Consider the following 17,483-nt stretch of genomic DNA (forward strand, 5'->3'; position numbering starts at 1 on the left):
GCTTGCTTCTTGAGCGGTCGCTCAAGGATACTTGAGCAGTCGCTCAATAGTAGCGTTTATCTTCCTTTTGGTGCACCCATGACAGCCGTCACCCCACGCATCCTGATCGATGAAAGCAAAAAACTCGGTCAGCAATCCGCCAGCCAGACGCTCAAGGCCATCGCCAGGGCCTATCCCGGAAAGCTGTTTTTTACGTTATCGCTGGTGGCGCTGGAGAACGCGCTGCTGTTGGCGTATCCGCTGTTTGCCGGCTTCGCCGTGGACTCGATCATCCGCGGCGATGCCACCAGTGCGCTGTTTTATGCACTGGTGGTGTTGGCGTTCTGGGTGGTCGGGGCGGCACGCAGGGCGGTGGATACGCGCACGTTCACGCGGATCTATGCCGACCTCGCCGTGCCGGTCATCCTCAATCAGCGCCTGCAAAACCAGAGCACTTCCGCATCGGCGGCGCGGGTGGTGCTGGCGCGTGAATTCGTGGATTTCTTCGAGAAACATGTGCCGACCATCGCCACGGCGTTGGTGTCGATTGTCGGCGCGGCGGTGATGCTGCTGGTGATCGAACCGTGGATTGGCCTGGCCTGCCTGGGGGCGTTGCTGTTGTGCATGACCTTGCTCCCACGGTTCGCCCGGCGCAATCAGGAGCTGCATGAGCGGTTGAATGATCGGCTGGAGAAAGAGATCGGTCTGGTCGAGAAAGTCGGCGCTGACACGTTGCAGCGTCATTATCGAGTGCTGTCGCGGCTGCGAATCTGGCTCTCGGACCGTGAGGCAATCGCCTATCTGTTTGTAGGCTCGGTGGCGGCGGTGTTGTTTGTGATAGCCATCAGTCAGCTGGCGCTGGCGCCGGCGGTGAAGGCGGGGCATGTGTATGCGGTGATGACGTATCTGTGGACGTTTGTCAGCAGTCTGGACGAAGCGCCGTCGATGGTGGATCAGTTGGCGCGGTTGAAGGATATCGGCAAGCGGGTTGATCCGGGGCTTGGGGATAAGCTTGAGGATTAAGGTGATGCCATCGCGAGCGGACTCGCTCCCACAGGTTCAGTTGTGACCTTGTGGGAGCGAGCTTGCTCGCGATAGTTGTTACAGAGGCGACTCAACGAAAACGATCAACCTCATGGCGCAAGTCCGCGGCCAGCTTCTCCAGCTCTTTAGCGGTCACGGCCAGGTTCGACACCACTTCCCGCTGCTCGCTGTTTGCCAACGCGATGCTTTGCAGGTTGCTGCTGAGCAATGTCGCAGTGCTGCTCTGCTCCTGGGTCGCGGTGGTGATCGCCGCAAATTGCTGGCCAGCCGAACGGCTCTGCTCATCGATCCGCGCCAGGGCCGAGGCTACGTTGGCGTTGCGTGACAGACCTTCCTGCATCAGCACGTTGCCTTGTTCCATGGTGCTGATCGCATTGCCGGTTTCCTGCTGGATGCTTTGAATCATCCCGGAAATTTCATCAGTGGCCTGACGTGTACGCGAAGCCAGGTTACGCACCTCGTCGGCAACCACCGCAAAACCACGACCCTGCTCACCGGCACGGGCCGCTTCGATGGCCGCGTTCAGCGCCAGCAGGTTGGTTTGATCGGCGATCGAGGTAATCACCCCGACGATGCCGCCGATTTCCTGGGATCGCTGCCCCAAGGTATTGATCACGGTGGCGGTGCTGTTCAACGCGCCGGCGATTTGTTCCAGAGACGAGGACGCCTCGTCCATCGATGTACGACCGATCTGAGTTTGCTGTGCGTTTTCCTGCGCCAGACGCTGGGTGTTGCCCATGTTGTCGGCAATGTTCAGCGAGGTTGCGCTGAACTCTTCCACGGCGCCGGCCATGCTGGTGATTTCGCCCGACTGCTGCTCCATCCCTTCATAGGCACCGCCGGACAGGCCGGACAACGCCTGGGCGCGGCTGTTGACTTCGCCCGAGGCCTTGCGGATGTGCTCGACCATGGTCGACAAGGCCTGGCTCATCTGGTTGAAGGCACGGGCCAGCTGACCGATTTCGTCATTGCTCGTCACGTTCAGGCGCACGCTCAAATCACCGGCGCCCAAGGCTTCTGCCTGACGCACCAGATCACCCAGCGGTGCGAGTTTGCTGCGCAGCAGCCAGACCGCCGAGCCGACGGCGATCAACATCGCCAGCAGACTGCCGATGGCCAATTGAATGCCGACGCTCCAGGTCACGGCGCTGATTTCGGCTTTCGGCATGCTCGCCACCACCGACCACGGGCCGCCATCGAACGGCACGGCCACGCTGTAGAAGTCTTCGGACTTGTCGCTCCAGAAATCACCCTTGCCCGGCGTTTTCGCCAGATCGACGATAGCCGGGACCGCTTGATCCAGCGCTTGCACGCCGGCAATCGGCACCAACCACTTCTTCTGCTCATCGAGCAGCGCCAGCGAACCGGTCTGGCCGATACGGAAGCGTTTGAGATTCTCGAACTGCGCGTTCTGCGCGTCGGTGTAATCGAATCCTACGAACAGCACGGCAATCACCTTACCGCTGCTGTCGCGTACAGGCGTGTATTGCGTCATGTAGGAGCGGTCGAACAGCAAGGCGCGACCGACATAGCTCTGTCCCGCCATCAAGCGTGCATAGGCCGGGTGAGCGTGGTCCAGCAAGGTGCCGATGGCCCGGTTGCCGTCTTGCTTGCTCAAGGACGTACTGACGCGGATGAAGTCTTCGCCGCTGCGCACAAACACCGTCGCAACGCCCGCGGTCATCTGCTTGAACTCGTCCACTTCCTTGAAGTTGTTGTTCAACACTTCGCTGCCCAGGTGCAAGCCCGGGGTCTGCACACCGGCCACCGCCACCGGCTCATCCGGGTGCACGCTCAAGCCGGCGCTGAATCGCTTCTCGAACAGACCGCTCAGGCGCTGGGTGCTTTCACGCAACGTGCCGTGAAAGGTACTCAACTGATCGGCCAGCAACCGGGCCTCACTGGCCAAGTGCTCTTCGCGGGTGGCGAGGTTGGCGGTGTCCAGCGAACGCAAGGCGAACACGGTACTGCCAGTGATGACAATCGCCAGTATCACGGCAAGCGCAAGACCAAGCTGTGAGGCGATCCGGGCACGAGGTTGAGACATGACAGCTCCTGGCCGAGTGACCGGATCATCCTGATCACGATGCACACTCGGCAAAATTCTAATAAGGGAATTACAGGGAACCTGCACGAAGGTCCCACCTGCAGATTTTCGGCGGCAAACCTGAATACTTGAGTAATTAGCCGGGATATGGCGCAAGGCCTCTATTGCAGGGGCTCCATCGATTCAGCTCAAGCGTTCTACATCCGGTAAATCCATGGCCCGGACCTCCCCTTGCAGAAAGTCGCTGAGGCGGCGCAAACGTTCACCTCCCGGGCGGGTTTTCGGCCAGACGAGGTAATAATGCTCACCGCTGGCGACAGCCGTCGGCCACGGCAAACTCAGACGACCCTGCGCGACATCCTCCGCCACCATCAGCAAATCGCCCATGGACACGCCGTAGCCTCGGGCGGCGGCGATCATGCCCAATTCCAGCGTGTCAAACACTTGCCCGCCCTTGAGCGAGACCTGATCGGCCAGACCCATGCGTTGCAGCCACGTGCGCCAGTCACGCCGGTCCGGTGCCGGGTGCAGCAGCTCAGTGCTGGCCAGACGCGCGACATCCCACGGTTGATCGTCCATCAGGTTCGGCGCGCCCACCGGAATCAGTTCTTCCGGGAACAGCAGCGTCGCCTCCCAGTCCGGTGGAAAATTCCCGGTGCTGAGGATGACGGCGCAGTCGAAGGGTTCGTGGTTGAAGTCCACGGTGTCGATGTCCATCCAGGCACTGGTCAATTGCACTTCGTTGCCCGGTTGCAAGTGCCGGAAGCGACTCAGGCGCGCCAACAGCCAACGCATGGTCAACGTCGACGGGGCTTTCATGCGCAGGATGTCGTCTTCGGCGCGCAGGGTGTTGCAGGCGCGTTCGAGCGCGGTAAACCCTTCACGGATGCCAGGCAGGATCAACCGCGCCGACTCGGTCAGTTGCAGGTTGCGCCCGCTGCGGTGAAACAGCCGGCAGGCGAAATGCTCTTCGAGGGTACGAATGTGTCGACTGACCGCGCTTTGGGTGATCGACAGTTCTTCAGCGGCGCGGGTAAACGAGCTATGCCGCGCCGCCGCTTCGAATGCGCGCAGGGCATACAAGGGAGGAAGACGACGGGACATTGGGAAAGCTCCTATAGCGCGGTTACGCCACGTTAGCAGAAACTTGCCAGCATGAGTTTGACTCATGCCACCCATCCTTTTTATCCCTTTGTGAAAAGCCCGCAGAGCGCCGAGAATCGGCTCTCTCCTGTTTACTCTGATAACCGAGGCGTGATGACCATGCAGCATCCAGCACGTACCGAACTCTGGGCCATCCTGCGGCTGGCGGGGCCGTTGATTGCCTCGCAGTTGGCGCACATGCTGATGGTCCTCACCGACACCTTGATGATGGCGCGCCTGAGTCCCGAAGCGCTGGCCGGTGGTGGCCTGGGCGCGGCGACTTACTCGTTCGTTTCCATCTTCTGCATCGGCGTGATCGCGGCGGTCGGCACCTTGGTGGCGATCCGTCAGGGCGCGGGCGATATCGTCGGCGCCGCGCGACTGACCCAGGCCGGTTTGTGGCTGGCGTGGTTGATGGCGCTGGTGGCCGGGTTACTGCTGTGGAACCTAAAACCGGTGCTGCTGCTGTTTGGCCAGACCGAAACCAACGTCCAGGCTGCCGGGCAGTTCCTGCTAATCCTGCCGTTCGCCCTACCCGGCTATCTGAGCTTCATGGCCCTGCGCGGTTTCACCAGCGCCATCGGCCGGGCGACCCCGGTGATGGTCATCAGCCTCGGCGGCACCGTGGCCAACTTCCTGCTCAACTATGCGTTGATCACCGGGATGTTCGGCTTGCCAAAAATGGGCCTGGTGGGCATCGGGCTGGTCACGGCGATTGTCGCCAACCTGATGGCCGTGGCGCTGGCGCTGCACATCCGTCGGCATCCGGCCTACGACGCTTATCCGCTGCGCCAGGGTTTGTCGCGGCCTAACCGCCAGTACCTGAAAGAGCTGTGGCGCCTCGGCCTGCCCATTGGCGGCACCTACGCGGTGGAAGTCGGGTTGTTTGCGTTCGCCGCGCTGTGCATGGGCACCATGGGCAGTACGCAACTGGCGGCACACCAGATCGCCCTGCAGATTGTTTCGGTGGCGTTCATGATTCCGGCGGGGCTTTCGTATGCGATCACCATGCGCATCGGCCAGCACTACGGCGCCGGGCAGTTGCTGGACGCGCGGCTGGCCGGACGGGTCGGTATCGCCTTTGGCGCGGCGGCGATGCTGGGTTTTGCCATGGTCTTCTGGTTCCTGCCGAATCAGTTGATCGGCTTGTTCCTGGACCACAACGACCCGGCCTTTCGAGACGTCATCAATCTGGCCGTGAGCCTGCTGGCGGTGGCGGCGTGGTTCGAGCTGTTCGACGGCACGCAAACCATCGCCATGGGCTGCATCCGCGGGCTCAAGGACGCCAAGACCACGTTCCTGGTCGGGCTGGGTTGCTATTGGCTGATCGGTGCGCCAGCGGCGTGGTGGATGGCGTTCAACTTGAACTGGGGTCCGACGGGCGTCTGGTGGGGATTGGCGCTGGGGTTGGCGTGCGCGGCGGTGAGCCTGACGCTGGCGTTTGAGTGGAAGATGAAGCGGATGATTCGGCGCGAGCCGTCGTCAGGGGCCAGTTTCCAAATCGCTCAGCCAGACTGAGACCCCCTGTAGGAGCGGGCTTTGTGGCGAGGGAGCTTGTTCCCGCTGGGTCGCGCAGCGGCCCCAAAAGCATTGCGACTGCTTCGCAGCCGAGCGGGAGCAAGCTCCCTCGCCACAAAAGCTCCAACATTTGCGCGTGGTTAGTTCACGACTTCCAGGACGGGCTGCTGGCTGCTGCCGAACGTCAGGTACTCAACCAACTCCGCCAACGGGAGCGGTTTGCTGATCAGATACCCCTGCACCTGATCGCAACCAAACCCGCGCAATAACTCCAGTTGCTCCACCGTCTCCACGCCTTCGGCCACCACTCCAAGGTTGAGGTTGTGCGCCAGGTTGATCATCGCGTGGACCAGTTTGCGATTTTCTTCCCGCTCTTCCATGCCGCCGACAAAGCTCTTGTCGACCTTGAGCAAGGCAATCGGCAGGCTGTTGAGGTGCACGAAGGACGAGAACCCGGTGCCGAAGTCATCCAGCGAGAAGCGCACGCCCAGGCGGCCGAGGGCGTCCATGGTCTGCTTCACCAGATCGCTGCGGCGCATGACGGCGGTTTCGGTCAGCTCGAACTCCAGCCATTGCGCCTCGACACCACGCTCGGCGATCAGCCGGCTCAGGGTCGACAGCAATTGGCTGTCCTGAAACTGCCGGAACGACAGGTTGATCGCCATGTGCAGCGCCGGCAAACCACGTTCGCGCAGTGCCTGCATGTCCCGCAGGGCCCGGGAAATCACCCAGTAACCGAGCGGCACGATCAAACCGCTCTGCTCGGCCAGCGGCACGAACTCGCTGGGCGCCAGCAAACCGCGTTCGGCATGTCGCCAGCGCACCAGGGCTTCGAGGCCGACGATCTGCCCGTCCTCAAGGTTCAGACGCGGCTGGTAATGCAACTCCAGTTCGTCACGGCGCAACGCCCTACGCAGCTCGCTTTCGAGGTCGGCCATGCTACGGGCATTGCGGTTGATGCGTTCGTTGAAGATATGAAAGGTGCAGCCCTGAGTGCTCTTGGCTTGCTGCATGGCGATGTGCGCGTGCCACATCAGCGGGTCGGCACCGGCCTGGACCCGGGCGTGGGCAATGCCCAGGCTGGAACCGATCAACAGGCTTTCGCCGTCGACCCAGTAAGGCTCGGCCAGGGCTTCGGTGATGCGTTCGGCCATCCATTCGGCACGCTGAGGCGCGCGGCGGGTGTCGATCAGCAGGGCGAATTCGTCACTGCCCAGCCGCGCCAGTTGATCGCCGGCCTCAAGCTGGCTTTTCAGCCGCGCGACCACTTGCAGGATCAACCGGTCGCCGGCCTGGTGGCCGAGGGCATCGTTGGCGTGACGGAAGTTGTCGAGATCAAGGTGACCGAGGGCCAGGCCGCGACCGTCGTTTTCCGCCAGACGCGCGGCCAGCAAGGTCTGGAAGCCCTGACGGTTGGCGATACCGGTGAGCGGATCTTGCTCAGCCAGGCGTTGCAGGGTGTGTTCCAGCAAGCCACGTTCGCGCACATGCCGCAGGCACCGGCGCAACATGCCGGGATCAAGATGATCGCGCACCAGCCAGTCGCTCACGCCATCGGGCGGCGTCAGGGGCTCGTGCTCAAGCAGCAACACCGTCGGCAGGCTGCAACGGCCAGGCAGAGGCTGAAGCGCAGGAATGGTCAACAACACCGCGTTGCGGTTGTCATCGAACAGACTGCTGACCGACTCCCAGCTCGGCGCGCTGATGAGCACGGCCGAGCTCCCCATCGGAGCCAGACACTCGCGCAACAACGCTGCCCACGCTGGCTCTTCGGCCAGTAGCAGCAAACGCAAGGGTTCGACAGGCGTAGACAAGCTAGCTCCCTAGACTCTGCAAAGATGTAGGCGGCGGGCATTATGCCGCGCCGGTAACCAATGACCAAATGACATCAGTTATCAAACGAGGCTTTGTGTCTGGAATACGAACATTAGCCGCACATTCACCGTGCATCCTGCTTGAAAGTATCAAAACCGGCAAATAGAGATAGCGTGCTGCGTCACAAGTCGGAGAGAGCAGCACAATTCGCTGAGCCTGTTAAAATGCCGGCCCATTTCACAAATGACTCCCTGATTCCGTATGTCCCGACTCAATCCCCGGCAGCAAGAAGCCGTGAGCTACGTCGGCGGCCCTCTTTTGGTGCTCGCCGGTGCAGGCTCCGGCAAGACCAGCGTGATCACCCGCAAAATTGCGCACCTGATCCAGAACTGCGGCATCCGCGCCCAATACATCGTCGCCATGACCTTCACCAACAAGGCGGCGCGCGAGATGAAAGAACGGGTCGGCACCCTGCTCAAGGGCGGCGAAGGCCGTGGCCTGACGGTGTGCACCTTCCACAACCTGGGCTTGAACATCATCCGCAAGGAACATGTTCGCCTGGGCTACAAGCCGGGCTTCTCGATCTTTGACGAGACCGACGTCAAAGCCTTGATGACCGACATCATGCAGAAGGAATACTCGGGCGACGACGGCGTCGACGAGATCAAGAACATGATCGGCTCCTGGAAAAACGACCTGATCCTGCCGCCCGAAGCCCTGGAAAACGCACGCAATCCCAAGGAACAGACCGCCGCCATCGTCTACACCCACTATCAGCGCACGCTCAAGGCGTTCAACGCGGTGGATTTCGACGACCTGATCCTGTTGCCGGTGAAGCTGTTCCAGGAACACGCCGACATCCTCGAAAAATGGCAGAACAAAGTCCGCTACCTGCTGGTGGACGAATACCAGGACACCAACGCCAGCCAGTATTTGCTGGTGAAACTGCTGATCGGCACACGCAACCAGTTCACCGTGGTCGGTGACGATGACCAGTCGATCTACGCCTGGCGCGGCGCCCGCCCGGAAAACCTGATGCTGCTCAAGGACGATTACCCGTCCCTGAAAGTCGTCATGCTCGAGCAAAACTACCGCTCCACCAGCCGCATCCTGCGCTGCGCCAACGTGCTGATCTCGAACAACCCGCACGAATTCGAAAAACAGCTGTGGAGCGAGATGGGCCACGGCGACGAAATCCGCGTGATCCGTTGCCGCAACGAAGACGCTGAAGCCGAGCGCGTGGCCGTGGAACTGCTGACCCTGCACTTGCGCACGGACCGGCCTTACAGCGATTTCGCGATCCTGTATCGCGGTAACTACCAGGCCAAGCTGATCGAGCTGAAGCTGCAGCACCACCAGATTCCTTACCGACTGTCCGGCGGCAACAGCTTTTTCGGACGTCAGGAAGTGAAAGACCTGATGGCCTACTTCCGCCTGATCGTAAACCCGGACGACGACAACGCCTTCCTGCGGGTGATCAACGTCCCACGCCGGGAGATCGGTTCGACCACGCTGGAAAAGCTTGGCAATTACGCCACCGAACGAAAAATCTCGATGTACGCCGCCACCGACGAAATCGGTCTGGGCGAACATCTGGATGCGCGCTTCACCGATCGCCTGTCGCGCTTCAAGCGCTTCATGGACAAGGTCCGCGAGCAGTGCGCCGGCGAAGACCCGATCTCCGCGCTGCGCAGCATGGTCATGGACATCGACTACGAGAACTGGCTGCGCACCAACAGCTCCAGCGACAAGGCCGCCGATTACCGCATGGGCAACGTCTGGTTCCTGATCGAGGCGTTGAAAAACACCCTGGAGAAAGACGAAGAAGGCGAGATGACCGTCGAGGATGCCATCGGCAAACTCGTCCTGCGCGACATGCTGGAACGTCAGCAGGAAGAAGAAGACGGCGCCGAAGGCGTGCAGATGATGACCTTGCACGCCTCCAAGGGTCTGGAATTCCCTTACGTGTTCATCATGGGCATGGAAGAGGAAATCCTCCCGCACCGCTCCAGCATCGAAGCCGACACCATCGAAGAAGAGCGCCGTCTGGCCTACGTCGGGATTACCCGGGCGCGTCAGACGCTGGCCTTCACCTTCGCCGCCAAGCGCAAGCAATACGGCGAGATCATCGACTGCGCGCCGAGCCGCTTCCTGGATGAGCTGCCGCCGGACGACCTGGCGTGGGAAGGCACCGACGACACGCCTGTCGAAGTCAAAGCCGTTCGCGGCAATACCGCATTGGCGGATATACGGGCGATGTTAAAGCGCTAGAATTGAGCACTTTTTAACCGAACACTTTTAGACAAGCTAGGCGCACATGGCGCCAGTAGAGGAACGCTTCATGGAAGCACTGCACCAGAAAATCCGCGAACAAGGCATTGTGCTTTCCGATCAGGTCTTGAAGGTCGACGCCTTTTTGAACCACCAGATCGACCCGGCTCTGATGAAGCTGATCGGCGACGAGTTCGCCGCGCTGTTCAAGGACTCGGGGATCACCAAGATCGTCACGATCGAAGCTTCGGGCATCGCCCCGGCGATCATGACCGGCCTGAACCTCGGCGTGCCGGTGATTTTCGCCCGCAAGCATCAGTCCCTGACCCTGACTGAAAACCTGCTGTCGGCGACCGTTTACTCGTTCACCAAGCAGACCGAAAGCACCGTGGCCATCTCCCCGCGCCACCTGACCAGCAGCGACCGCGTGCTGATCATCGATGACTTCCTGGCCAACGGTAAGGCATCGCAGGCGCTGATCTCGATCATCAAACAGGCCGGTGCGACCGTGGCCGGTTTGGGGATCGTGATCGAGAAGTCGTTCCAGGGTGGGCGTGCGGAACTGGATGCGCAGGGTTATCGGGTTGAGTCGCTGGCTCGTGTGCAGTCGCTGAAGGATGGCGTCGTCACCTTCATCGAATAACCCGCCACACCGCATTTCCCCTGTGGGAGCCAGCCTGCTGGCGATGGCGTTGTGTCAGTCAAAACCTTCATGACTGACAGACAGCCATCGCCAGCAGGCTGGCTCCCACAGTTGTTTTGTGTTGGCTGTTATTGCACGGTGGCTTTGAGGCCGGTGAGCAGCAACCGCTGAAACAGGTCCTCTTTCAACCCCTCAGGGTTGGTCAGCTGCATGCGTGCCAAATGCTCGGGAAACGCCGAAGCCTCGGGCGCATCCAGCGCGGCTTTGCCCAACTCAAGAATCTCCGTCAGCTTGAACTTGCTCTTCAACCAATTCAGCGCCCGCAACAAATCCCTCTCCACCTCAGTGAAATCACACCCCAGCGGATACTCCGGAAACAGATTCGGATGGAGCGCCTGAATCGCCTGCAAGCGCTCCGGGCTGTTGTCGGCAAAACGCGGATCGATGCGGAAATTTTTCGGCAATTTGCCAACGTTTTGCGCCTGCTCGATCAGGCCCGGCTGGAAGCGAGAGTCGCTGATATTCAGCAACGCCTCGATCACTGCCGCGTCGGTCTTGCCGCGCAGATCGGCGATGCCGTATTCGGTGACCACGATGTCACGCAAATGCCGCGGGATCGTGCAGTGCCCGTATTCCCAGACAATGTTCGAACTGACCTCACCACCCGCCTCGCGCCAGCTACGCAACAACAGCACCGACCGCGCGCCTTCCAGCGCATGGCCCTGGGCAACAAAGTTGTATTGCCCGCCGACGCCGCTGAGCACGCGCCCGCTTTCAAGCTGATCAGCCACACCTGCGCCGAGCAGGGTCATGGTGAACACGGTGTTGATAAAGCGCGCATCCAGGCGCTGCAAGCGTTTGAGCTCTTCCTGACCGTAGAGCTCGTTGATGTAGCTGATGCGGGTCATATTGAATTCGAGGCGCTTGCTTTGCGGTAGCTCGCGCAGGCGCTCGTAGAAACTGCGTGGCCCGAGGAAAAACCCGCCATGCACGCTGATGCCGTCCGTTTGCGCGGCCTCGTCGAGGGTGCCGGCATTGGCCTGCTGCTGGGTCGGTACGTCCGGGTAGACCTTGCGCCGCACGATCCCGGCGTCGGCCAGCACCAGCAAGCCGTTGACGAACATTTCGCTGCACCCGTAAAGGCCCTTGGCGAACGGTTCGATGCCGCCTTCGCGGTCGATCAACTGCGCCCACTGGCTGAGATTGATATCCGCCAGCAACGCTTTGTAACCGGCATTGTCGGCCTGGCGCGCCAGCAACGCCGCGGTCAGAGCATCGCCCATGGCACCGATGCCGATCTGCAAGGTGCCGCCATCGCGTACCAGCGTACTGGCGTGCAAGCCGATGAAGTGATCCTGAAAGCCCACCGGCATGTTCGGCGTGGAGAACAACGTGGTGTTGTCCTTCTCGTCGATTAAAAAGTCGAACGCGTCGATGCCGATTTCGGCGTCACCGGGCATGTAGGGCAAGTCGTTGTGGACCTGGCCCACCAACAGAATCGTCTCCCCCGCCGCCCGCCGTTTGGCGATCATCGGAAACAGGTCGAGGGTGATGTCCGGGTTGCAACTCAGGCTCAGTCGATCCGGATGCTCGGAGTGGCTGGCCACCAGTTGCGCCACGATATTCAAGCCAGCGGCATTGATGTCCCGCGCGGCGTGGCTGTAGTTGCTGCTCACGTAATCCTGCTGGGCCGACGCGCTATGGAGCAGGCTGCCAGGCTGCATGAAAAACTGCTGGATATGGATGTTCGCCGGCAGGCTGTCCTTGTGCAGGCCGGCGAGGAAATCCAGTTCCGGATAATCGCCAAAGACCCGCTCGATAAAGGGTTCGAGAAAGCGCTTTTGCAAACCGTCACCCAAGGCAGGACGGCCCAGGCACAGAGCGGTGTAGATCGTCAGCTGTCGTTCGGGCAATTGCGCGATGCGCTGGAACAGTGCGTTGACGAAGTGGTTGGGTTTGCCCAGACCGAGTGGCAGGCCCATGTGGATATGCGCCGGCAACCGCGCCAATACGTCATCGACCGCTTGCTCGATAGAACACAGCTGCACCATCTGATCCTCCCTTACATTCCGTGAATTGGGGTTGGACCGAGCTTGCCGGGTCTTTGCTGCAATGAACAGTCTTGGGCAGTAAATCGCAGGCACAAAAAAGCCGCTCGAAAGCGGCTTTTTGCTGAAGATGAACGCTTATTTCAAGCCGGACATTTTCTGGATCGCGCCTTTGAGCTCGGCATCGGAGCAATCGGCGCAGGTGCCCTTAGGTGGCATCGAGTTGATACCGGTAATGGCTTTGGCCAGGATGCCGTCGAGGCCGCCCTGGTGATCGGCACGTTCTTTCCACGCTGCCGTGTCACCGATTTTCGGCGCGCCCAACAGGCCTGTACCGTGGCAAGCGTTGCAATGTTTTGCAACCACTTCGTCCGGGGTTTTGGCTCCGCCACCACCACCAGCGGAAGCGGCCACTTCCATCCCCTTGCACTCTTGACCCGTCACACAGACCTGGCCGACTGGTTCAAGGCGTTTTGCAATATCGTCGTTGGTCGCTGCTTGTGCGCTGACTGCCCATAGGGCCAATACGGTTGCTGGTACGGCCAGCATTTTCATAATTAGATTCACGCGTTCACCCTCAATGGTGGCTAGTCACGCCTACGGCCACGGTTCGCAGGCGGGCGCAAGTATAACGGTAACCCCGTCACACTGAAACAACCCCAAAGTCGAAGGGGTCTTGTTGCGCAATGGAAAAACGGTTCGGGTACCTCCGCCATGCTGGCAGGACGCCTCTTCTCTTAGAAATTCGCGGGCGTGGCTGCGCTGATTAGTCGCGCCGGCGCGTCGAACGGATTACGGAAACGGTGTGGCTTGGTACTTTCAAAGTAGTAGCTGTCGCCGGCTTCGAGCACAAAAGTTTCGAGCCCTACCACCAGTTCCAGTCGGCCTTCCACCAAAATGCCGGTTTCCTCGCCCTCATGGGTGAGCATCTCGTCACCGGTGTCGGCGCCAGGCGGATAGATTTCATTGAGGAAGGCGATAGCCCGGCTCGGGTGCGCCCGACCGACCAGTTTCATGGTCACTGCGCCATCGGAAATATCGATCAGCTCGTTGGCTTTGTAGACGATCTGCGTCGGTTTTTCCTGCAGGATTTCTTCGGAAAAGAACTCGACCATGGACATGGGAATCCCGCCCAGTACTTTCCTCAGCGAACTGATCGAGGGACTGACGCTGTTCTTCTCGATCATCGAAATCGTGCTGTTGGTGACGCCCGCGCGCTTGGCGAGCTCACGCTGGGAAAGACCTTTGAGCTTACGGATGGATTGCAGTCGTTCACCGACGTCCAATGCTGGAGCCTCCAGGGATTCAGGTTGTTGGAATATTGAGCGATATCATGGCGACAGCGTTCAGTATTTACAACACTTGGACCTGAATCCTGTTCGGTGAAGCGACTTTCGGTCGGGACGCTTTGACCTAAGCCCCGGAATAGAGCTTTGGAACCCGGCGCAGGTTGCAGAAGATCTGATAAGGAATCGTGTCAGCGGCAGCAGCCACCTCGCTGGCGAGGATGTTCTTGCCCCACAACTCGACGGTCGAACCCAGGCCGGCCTGCGGCACATCGGTCAGATCGATGCAGAGCATGTCCATCGACACGCGACCAATCAACTGGCTGCGCTGCCCGGCGACCAACACTGGCGTGCCGGTCGGTGCCTGACGCGGGTAACCATCGGCATAACCCATGGCCACCACCCCGACGCGCATCGTCTTGGGGGTGATGAATTTGGCGCCGTAACCGATCGGCTCGCCGGCCGGCAGTTCACGCACGCAGATCACTTTCGATTCCAGGGTCATCACCGGCTGCAAACGGGAGGGCACGGCGTTGGCTTCTTCAAACGGCGTGGCGCCGTAGAGCATGATGCCCGGGCGAACCCAATCGCTCGGAATCTGCGGCCAACCGAGTACCGCCGGCGAATTGCGCAGGCTGATCTCGGCCGACAAACCTTTACGTGCCGCTTCAAATACCGCGACCTGCTCGGAGCTGGCCTGCTCGTGCAGCTCATCGGCGCGGGCGAAGTGGCTCATCAAGACAATCTTCGCCACCTTGCCGCTGGCCAGCAGCCGTTGATAAGCCGCCTGATAATCCTTTGGATGCAAACCCACCCGGTGCATGCCCGAATCAAGCTTGAGCCAGACCGTGATCGGCTTGCTCAACGCGGCGTTCTCGATAGCTTCGAGCTGCCACAACGAATGCACCACGCACCAGAAATCATGCTCGACGATCAGCGACAGCTCATCGGCTTCGAAAAAACCTTCCAGCAACAACACCGGCGCCCGGATACCCGCTGCGCGCAGCTCCAACGCTTCTTCGATGCAAGCCACGGCAAACCCGTCCGCCTCGGCTTCCAGCGCCTGGGCGCAACGCACCGCACCATGGCCGTAGGCATCGGCCTTGATCACCGCGAGGGCCTTTGCCCCCGTGACTTCACGGGCGATCTGGTAGTTGTGACGCAAGGCTTGAAGGTCGATCAGGGCACGGGCTGGACGCATGGCGGCAGGCTTCTAGGCGGTCATGGGAATAAAAACCGGCGCTGGCTGACGGCGTGAACCGCCAACAGCACCGGGAGAGGGATCTTTCTGACAGGCTTATGGCAGAGCGGCTACAACCGACAGCTCAACCAGGATTTCCGGTTCGCACAGTTTCGACTCAACGGTGGCGCGGGCCGGGGCGACGCCTTTTGGCAGCCACTTGTCCCACACCGCGTTCATGCCTTCGAAATGCGCGTCGATGTCTTTCAGGTAAATCGTGACCGACAGCAAACGGCTCTTGTCGGTGCCTGCCAGATCGAGCAAACGTTCGATATTGGCGAGGGTTTCACGGGTCTGCTGTTCAATCCCGGCACTCATGTCGTCGCCGACTTGCCCTGCCAGATAGACGGTGCCGCTGTGGACAACGATCTGGCTCATGCGCTCATTGGTGAGCTGGCGCTGGATTGACATGTTTTGCGGACTCCTGAAGTTTGGTGCCGTAACGGGAAATATCGAGGCCTTCGGCGCTGATCTGCGGCGTTTTCTTCGCCATCAGGTCAGCCAGCAAACGGCCGGAGCCGCACGCCATGGTCCAGCCGAGCGTGCCGTGACCGGTGTTCAGGAACAGGTTGCTGAACGGGGTGGCGCCAACGATCGGCGTGCCGTCCGGGGTGGTCGGACGCAGACCGGTCCAGAAACTCGCCTGGGCCAGATCGCCGCCCTGAGGATAAAGGTCGTTGACGATCATCTCCAGGGTTTCGCGCCGACGCGGGTTCAGCGACAGGTCAAAACCGGCTATTTCAGCCATGCCGCCGACGCGGATACGGTTGTCGAAGCGGGTGATCGCGACCTTGTAGGTCTCGTCGAGAATGGTCGAAGTCGGGGCCATCGCCGGGTTGGTGATCGGCACGGTCAGGGAGTAACCCTTGAGCGGATACACCGGGGCCTTGATACCCAGCGGCTTGAGCAGTTGCGGCGAATAGCTGCCGAGTGCCAGCACGTAGCGGTCGGCGGTTTCCAGCTTGCCGTCAATCCACACACCGTTGATGCGATCACCGGCGAAGTCGAGCTTCTGAATGTCCTGGCCGAAACGGAACTCCACGCCCAGTTTCACAGCCATTTCGGCCAGTCGAACGGTGAACATCTGGCAATCGCCGGTCTGGTCGTTCGGCAGGCGCAGGGCACCGGCGAGGATATCGGTGACGCTGGCCAGGGCCGGCTCAACGCGGGCAATGCCAGCGCGGTCCAGCAGTTCGAACGGCACGCCGGACTCTTTCAGTACGGCGATGTCTTTCGCGGCGCCGTCCAGTTGAGCCTGGGTGCGGAACAGTTGGGTCGTACCCAGGCTGCGGCCTTCGTAGGCAATGCCGGTTTCAGCGCGCAATTCGTCGAGGCAGTCACGGCTGTACTCGGACAGACGGACCATGCGCTCTTTGTTCACCGCATAACGGCTGGCGGTGCAGTTACGCAGCATCTGTGCCATCCACAGGTATTGGCCGATGTCGGCGGTGGCCTTGATCGCCAGCGGTGCGTGGCGCTGCAACAGCCACTTGATGGCCTTGAGCGGCACGCCCGGTGCGGCCCACGGCGAGGCATAACCCGGCGATACCTGCCCGGCGTTGGCGAAACTGGTCTCCATGGCAGCGGCTGGCTGACGGTCCACCACCACCACTTCGAACCCGGCACGCGCCAGATAATAAGCACTGGTGGTACCGATGACGCCGCTACCCAAGACCATAACGCGCATTTTCATATCCCTCATCGCGGCTTGCCGCTGACGTTCGTAGTTGTAGAGCATTGATGTGCGCAGTGTAAAAAAGATTAGGCAGTGCTTTTCACTATATAACTGCCTATATTTGGCGAGAATTCTCGGCAAAAACCCTTTTCACGGAGGCGCATCCCCTATGCGTACCAACACTCAAACCAAACGTGAGCTGGACAAGATCGACCGCAACATCCTGCGGATCCTGCAAGCGGACGGGCGCATCTCCTTCACCGAGCTTGGGGAAAAGGTCGGGCTCTCGACCACGCCGTGTACCGAGCGGGTCCGGCGGCTGGAGCGCGAAGGGATCATCATGGGCTACAACGCCCGGCTCAATCCGCAGCACCTCAAGGGTAGTCTCCTGGTGTTCGTCGAGATCAGTCTCGACTACAAATCCGGCGATACTTTCGAAGAGTTCCGACGTGCGGTGCTGAAACTGCCCCATGTGCTGGAGTGCCATTTGGTGTCGGGGGATTTCGACTACCTGGTGAAGGCGCGGATTTCCGAGATGGCTTCCTACCGCAAGCTGCTGGGCGACATTTTGCTCAAGCTGCCGCATGTGCGGGAATCGAAGAGCTATATCGTGATGGAAGAGGTGAAGGAGAGTTTGTGCCTGCCGATTCCGGATTGAGGCTTTGTGGTGTCTGTTCAGACCCCATCGCTAGCAGGCTAGCTCCCACAGTTGATCTTCAGTGGTCAGAAATTCGGCGTACACACAGATCCAGTGTGGGAGCTAGCCTGCTAGCG

The 17,483-nt window shown here is 60.5% G+C and carries 14 protein-coding genes; 5 read left to right on the plus strand and 9 right to left on the minus strand.

From position 1 onward, the window contains the following. Nucleotides 1-78 precede the first annotated feature (78 nt). Nucleotides 79-1,002 carry an ABC transporter six-transmembrane domain-containing protein gene (locus tag ACA075_RS29525; protein ID WP_497296628.1) on the plus strand — a complete coding sequence of 308 codons (924 nt, stop codon included), beginning with the start codon at nt 79-81 and terminating at the stop codon, nt 1,000-1,002. Nucleotides 1,003-1,093: 91 nt separating this feature from the next. Here ACA075_RS29525 and ACA075_RS29530 read toward each other — a convergent pair whose 3' ends face one another. Together ACA075_RS29530 and ACA075_RS29535 are read right to left on the minus strand one after the other, a co-directional pair. Then, the gene (locus tag ACA075_RS29530; RefSeq protein WP_497296629.1) at nt 1,094-3,070 is read right to left on the minus strand and encodes a methyl-accepting chemotaxis protein; all 1,977 of its coding nucleotides are present in this window, start codon (nt 3,068-3,070) and stop codon (nt 1,094-1,096) included. 183 nt (nt 3,071-3,253) lie between these two features. Beyond that, complete coding sequence (locus ACA075_RS29535; protein ID WP_462029229.1) at nt 3,254-4,174, minus strand: LysR substrate-binding domain-containing protein; 921 nt, start codon at nt 4,172-4,174, stop codon at nt 3,254-3,256. Nucleotides 4,175-4,333: 159 nt separating this feature from the next. On the opposite strand from ACA075_RS29535, the gene ACA075_RS29540 reads away from it, so the two are divergent. Next, complete coding sequence (locus ACA075_RS29540) at nt 4,334-5,731, plus strand: NorM family multidrug efflux MATE transporter (protein ID WP_219094625.1); 1,398 nt, start codon at nt 4,334-4,336, stop codon at nt 5,729-5,731. A gap of 140 nt (nt 5,732-5,871) precedes the next feature. Here ACA075_RS29540 and ACA075_RS29545 read toward each other — a convergent pair whose 3' ends face one another. Beyond that, on the minus strand, nt 5,872-7,545 hold the full coding sequence (locus ACA075_RS29545; protein ID WP_497296631.1) for a putative bifunctional diguanylate cyclase/phosphodiesterase: 1,674 nt from the start codon (nt 7,543-7,545) through the stop codon (nt 5,872-5,874). Nucleotides 7,546-7,807: 262 nt separating this feature from the next. Here ACA075_RS29545 and rep point away from each other — a divergent pair, with 262 nt between their 5' ends. Together rep and ACA075_RS29555 are read left to right on the plus strand one after the other, a co-directional pair. Further along, a complete protein-coding gene (rep, locus tag ACA075_RS29550) occupies nt 7,808-9,817 on the plus strand; it encodes a DNA helicase Rep (protein WP_497296633.1) in 2,010 nt (669 codons plus the stop codon). Between the two features lie 70 nt (nt 9,818-9,887). Then, complete coding sequence (locus ACA075_RS29555; protein ID WP_109626693.1) at nt 9,888-10,460, plus strand: xanthine phosphoribosyltransferase; 573 nt, start codon at nt 9,888-9,890, stop codon at nt 10,458-10,460. A 128-nt stretch (nt 10,461-10,588) separates the two neighbouring features. Here ACA075_RS29555 and ACA075_RS29560 read toward each other — a convergent pair whose 3' ends face one another. The 6 genes from ACA075_RS29560 to dadA form a co-directional block, all read right to left on the minus strand. Further along, nucleotides 10,589-12,511 carry an acetyl-CoA hydrolase/transferase C-terminal domain-containing protein gene (locus tag ACA075_RS29560; RefSeq protein ID WP_497296634.1) on the minus strand — a complete coding sequence of 641 codons (1,923 nt, stop codon included), beginning with the start codon at nt 12,509-12,511 and terminating at the stop codon, nt 10,589-10,591. A 135-nt stretch (nt 12,512-12,646) separates the two neighbouring features. Further along, entirely contained in the window at nt 12,647-13,063 is a 417-nt protein-coding gene (locus ACA075_RS29565; protein ID WP_497299352.1) for a c-type cytochrome, read from the minus strand. Between the two features lie 182 nt (nt 13,064-13,245). Continuing rightward, entirely contained in the window at nt 13,246-13,794 is a 549-nt protein-coding gene (locus ACA075_RS29570; protein ID WP_007947433.1) for a cupin domain-containing protein, read from the minus strand. Nucleotides 13,795-13,921: 127 nt separating this feature from the next. Further along, nucleotides 13,922-14,995 (minus strand): alanine racemase, encoded by a 1,074-nt coding sequence (gene alr / locus ACA075_RS29575; RefSeq protein WP_497296635.1) that lies wholly within the window; start codon nt 14,993-14,995, stop codon nt 13,922-13,924. 96 nt (nt 14,996-15,091) lie between these two features. Next, on the minus strand, nt 15,092-15,445 hold the full coding sequence (locus ACA075_RS29580) for a RidA family protein (RefSeq protein ID WP_109626698.1): 354 nt from the start codon (nt 15,443-15,445) through the stop codon (nt 15,092-15,094). After that, complete coding sequence (gene dadA / locus ACA075_RS29585) at nt 15,417-16,721, minus strand: D-amino acid dehydrogenase (RefSeq protein WP_497296637.1); 1,305 nt, start codon at nt 16,719-16,721, stop codon at nt 15,417-15,419. The genes ACA075_RS29580 and dadA overlap by 29 nt, the downstream gene beginning before the upstream one ends. Nucleotides 16,722-16,878: 157 nt before the next feature. Here dadA and ACA075_RS29590 point away from each other — a divergent pair, with 157 nt between their 5' ends. Next, nucleotides 16,879-17,367, plus strand: a complete 489-nt coding sequence (locus tag ACA075_RS29590) for an Lrp/AsnC ligand binding domain-containing protein (protein WP_010465173.1) — start codon at nt 16,879-16,881, stop codon at nt 17,365-17,367. Nucleotides 17,368-17,483 lie beyond the last annotated feature (116 nt).

The organism is Pseudomonas sp. LBUM1663 (assembly GCF_059695905.1).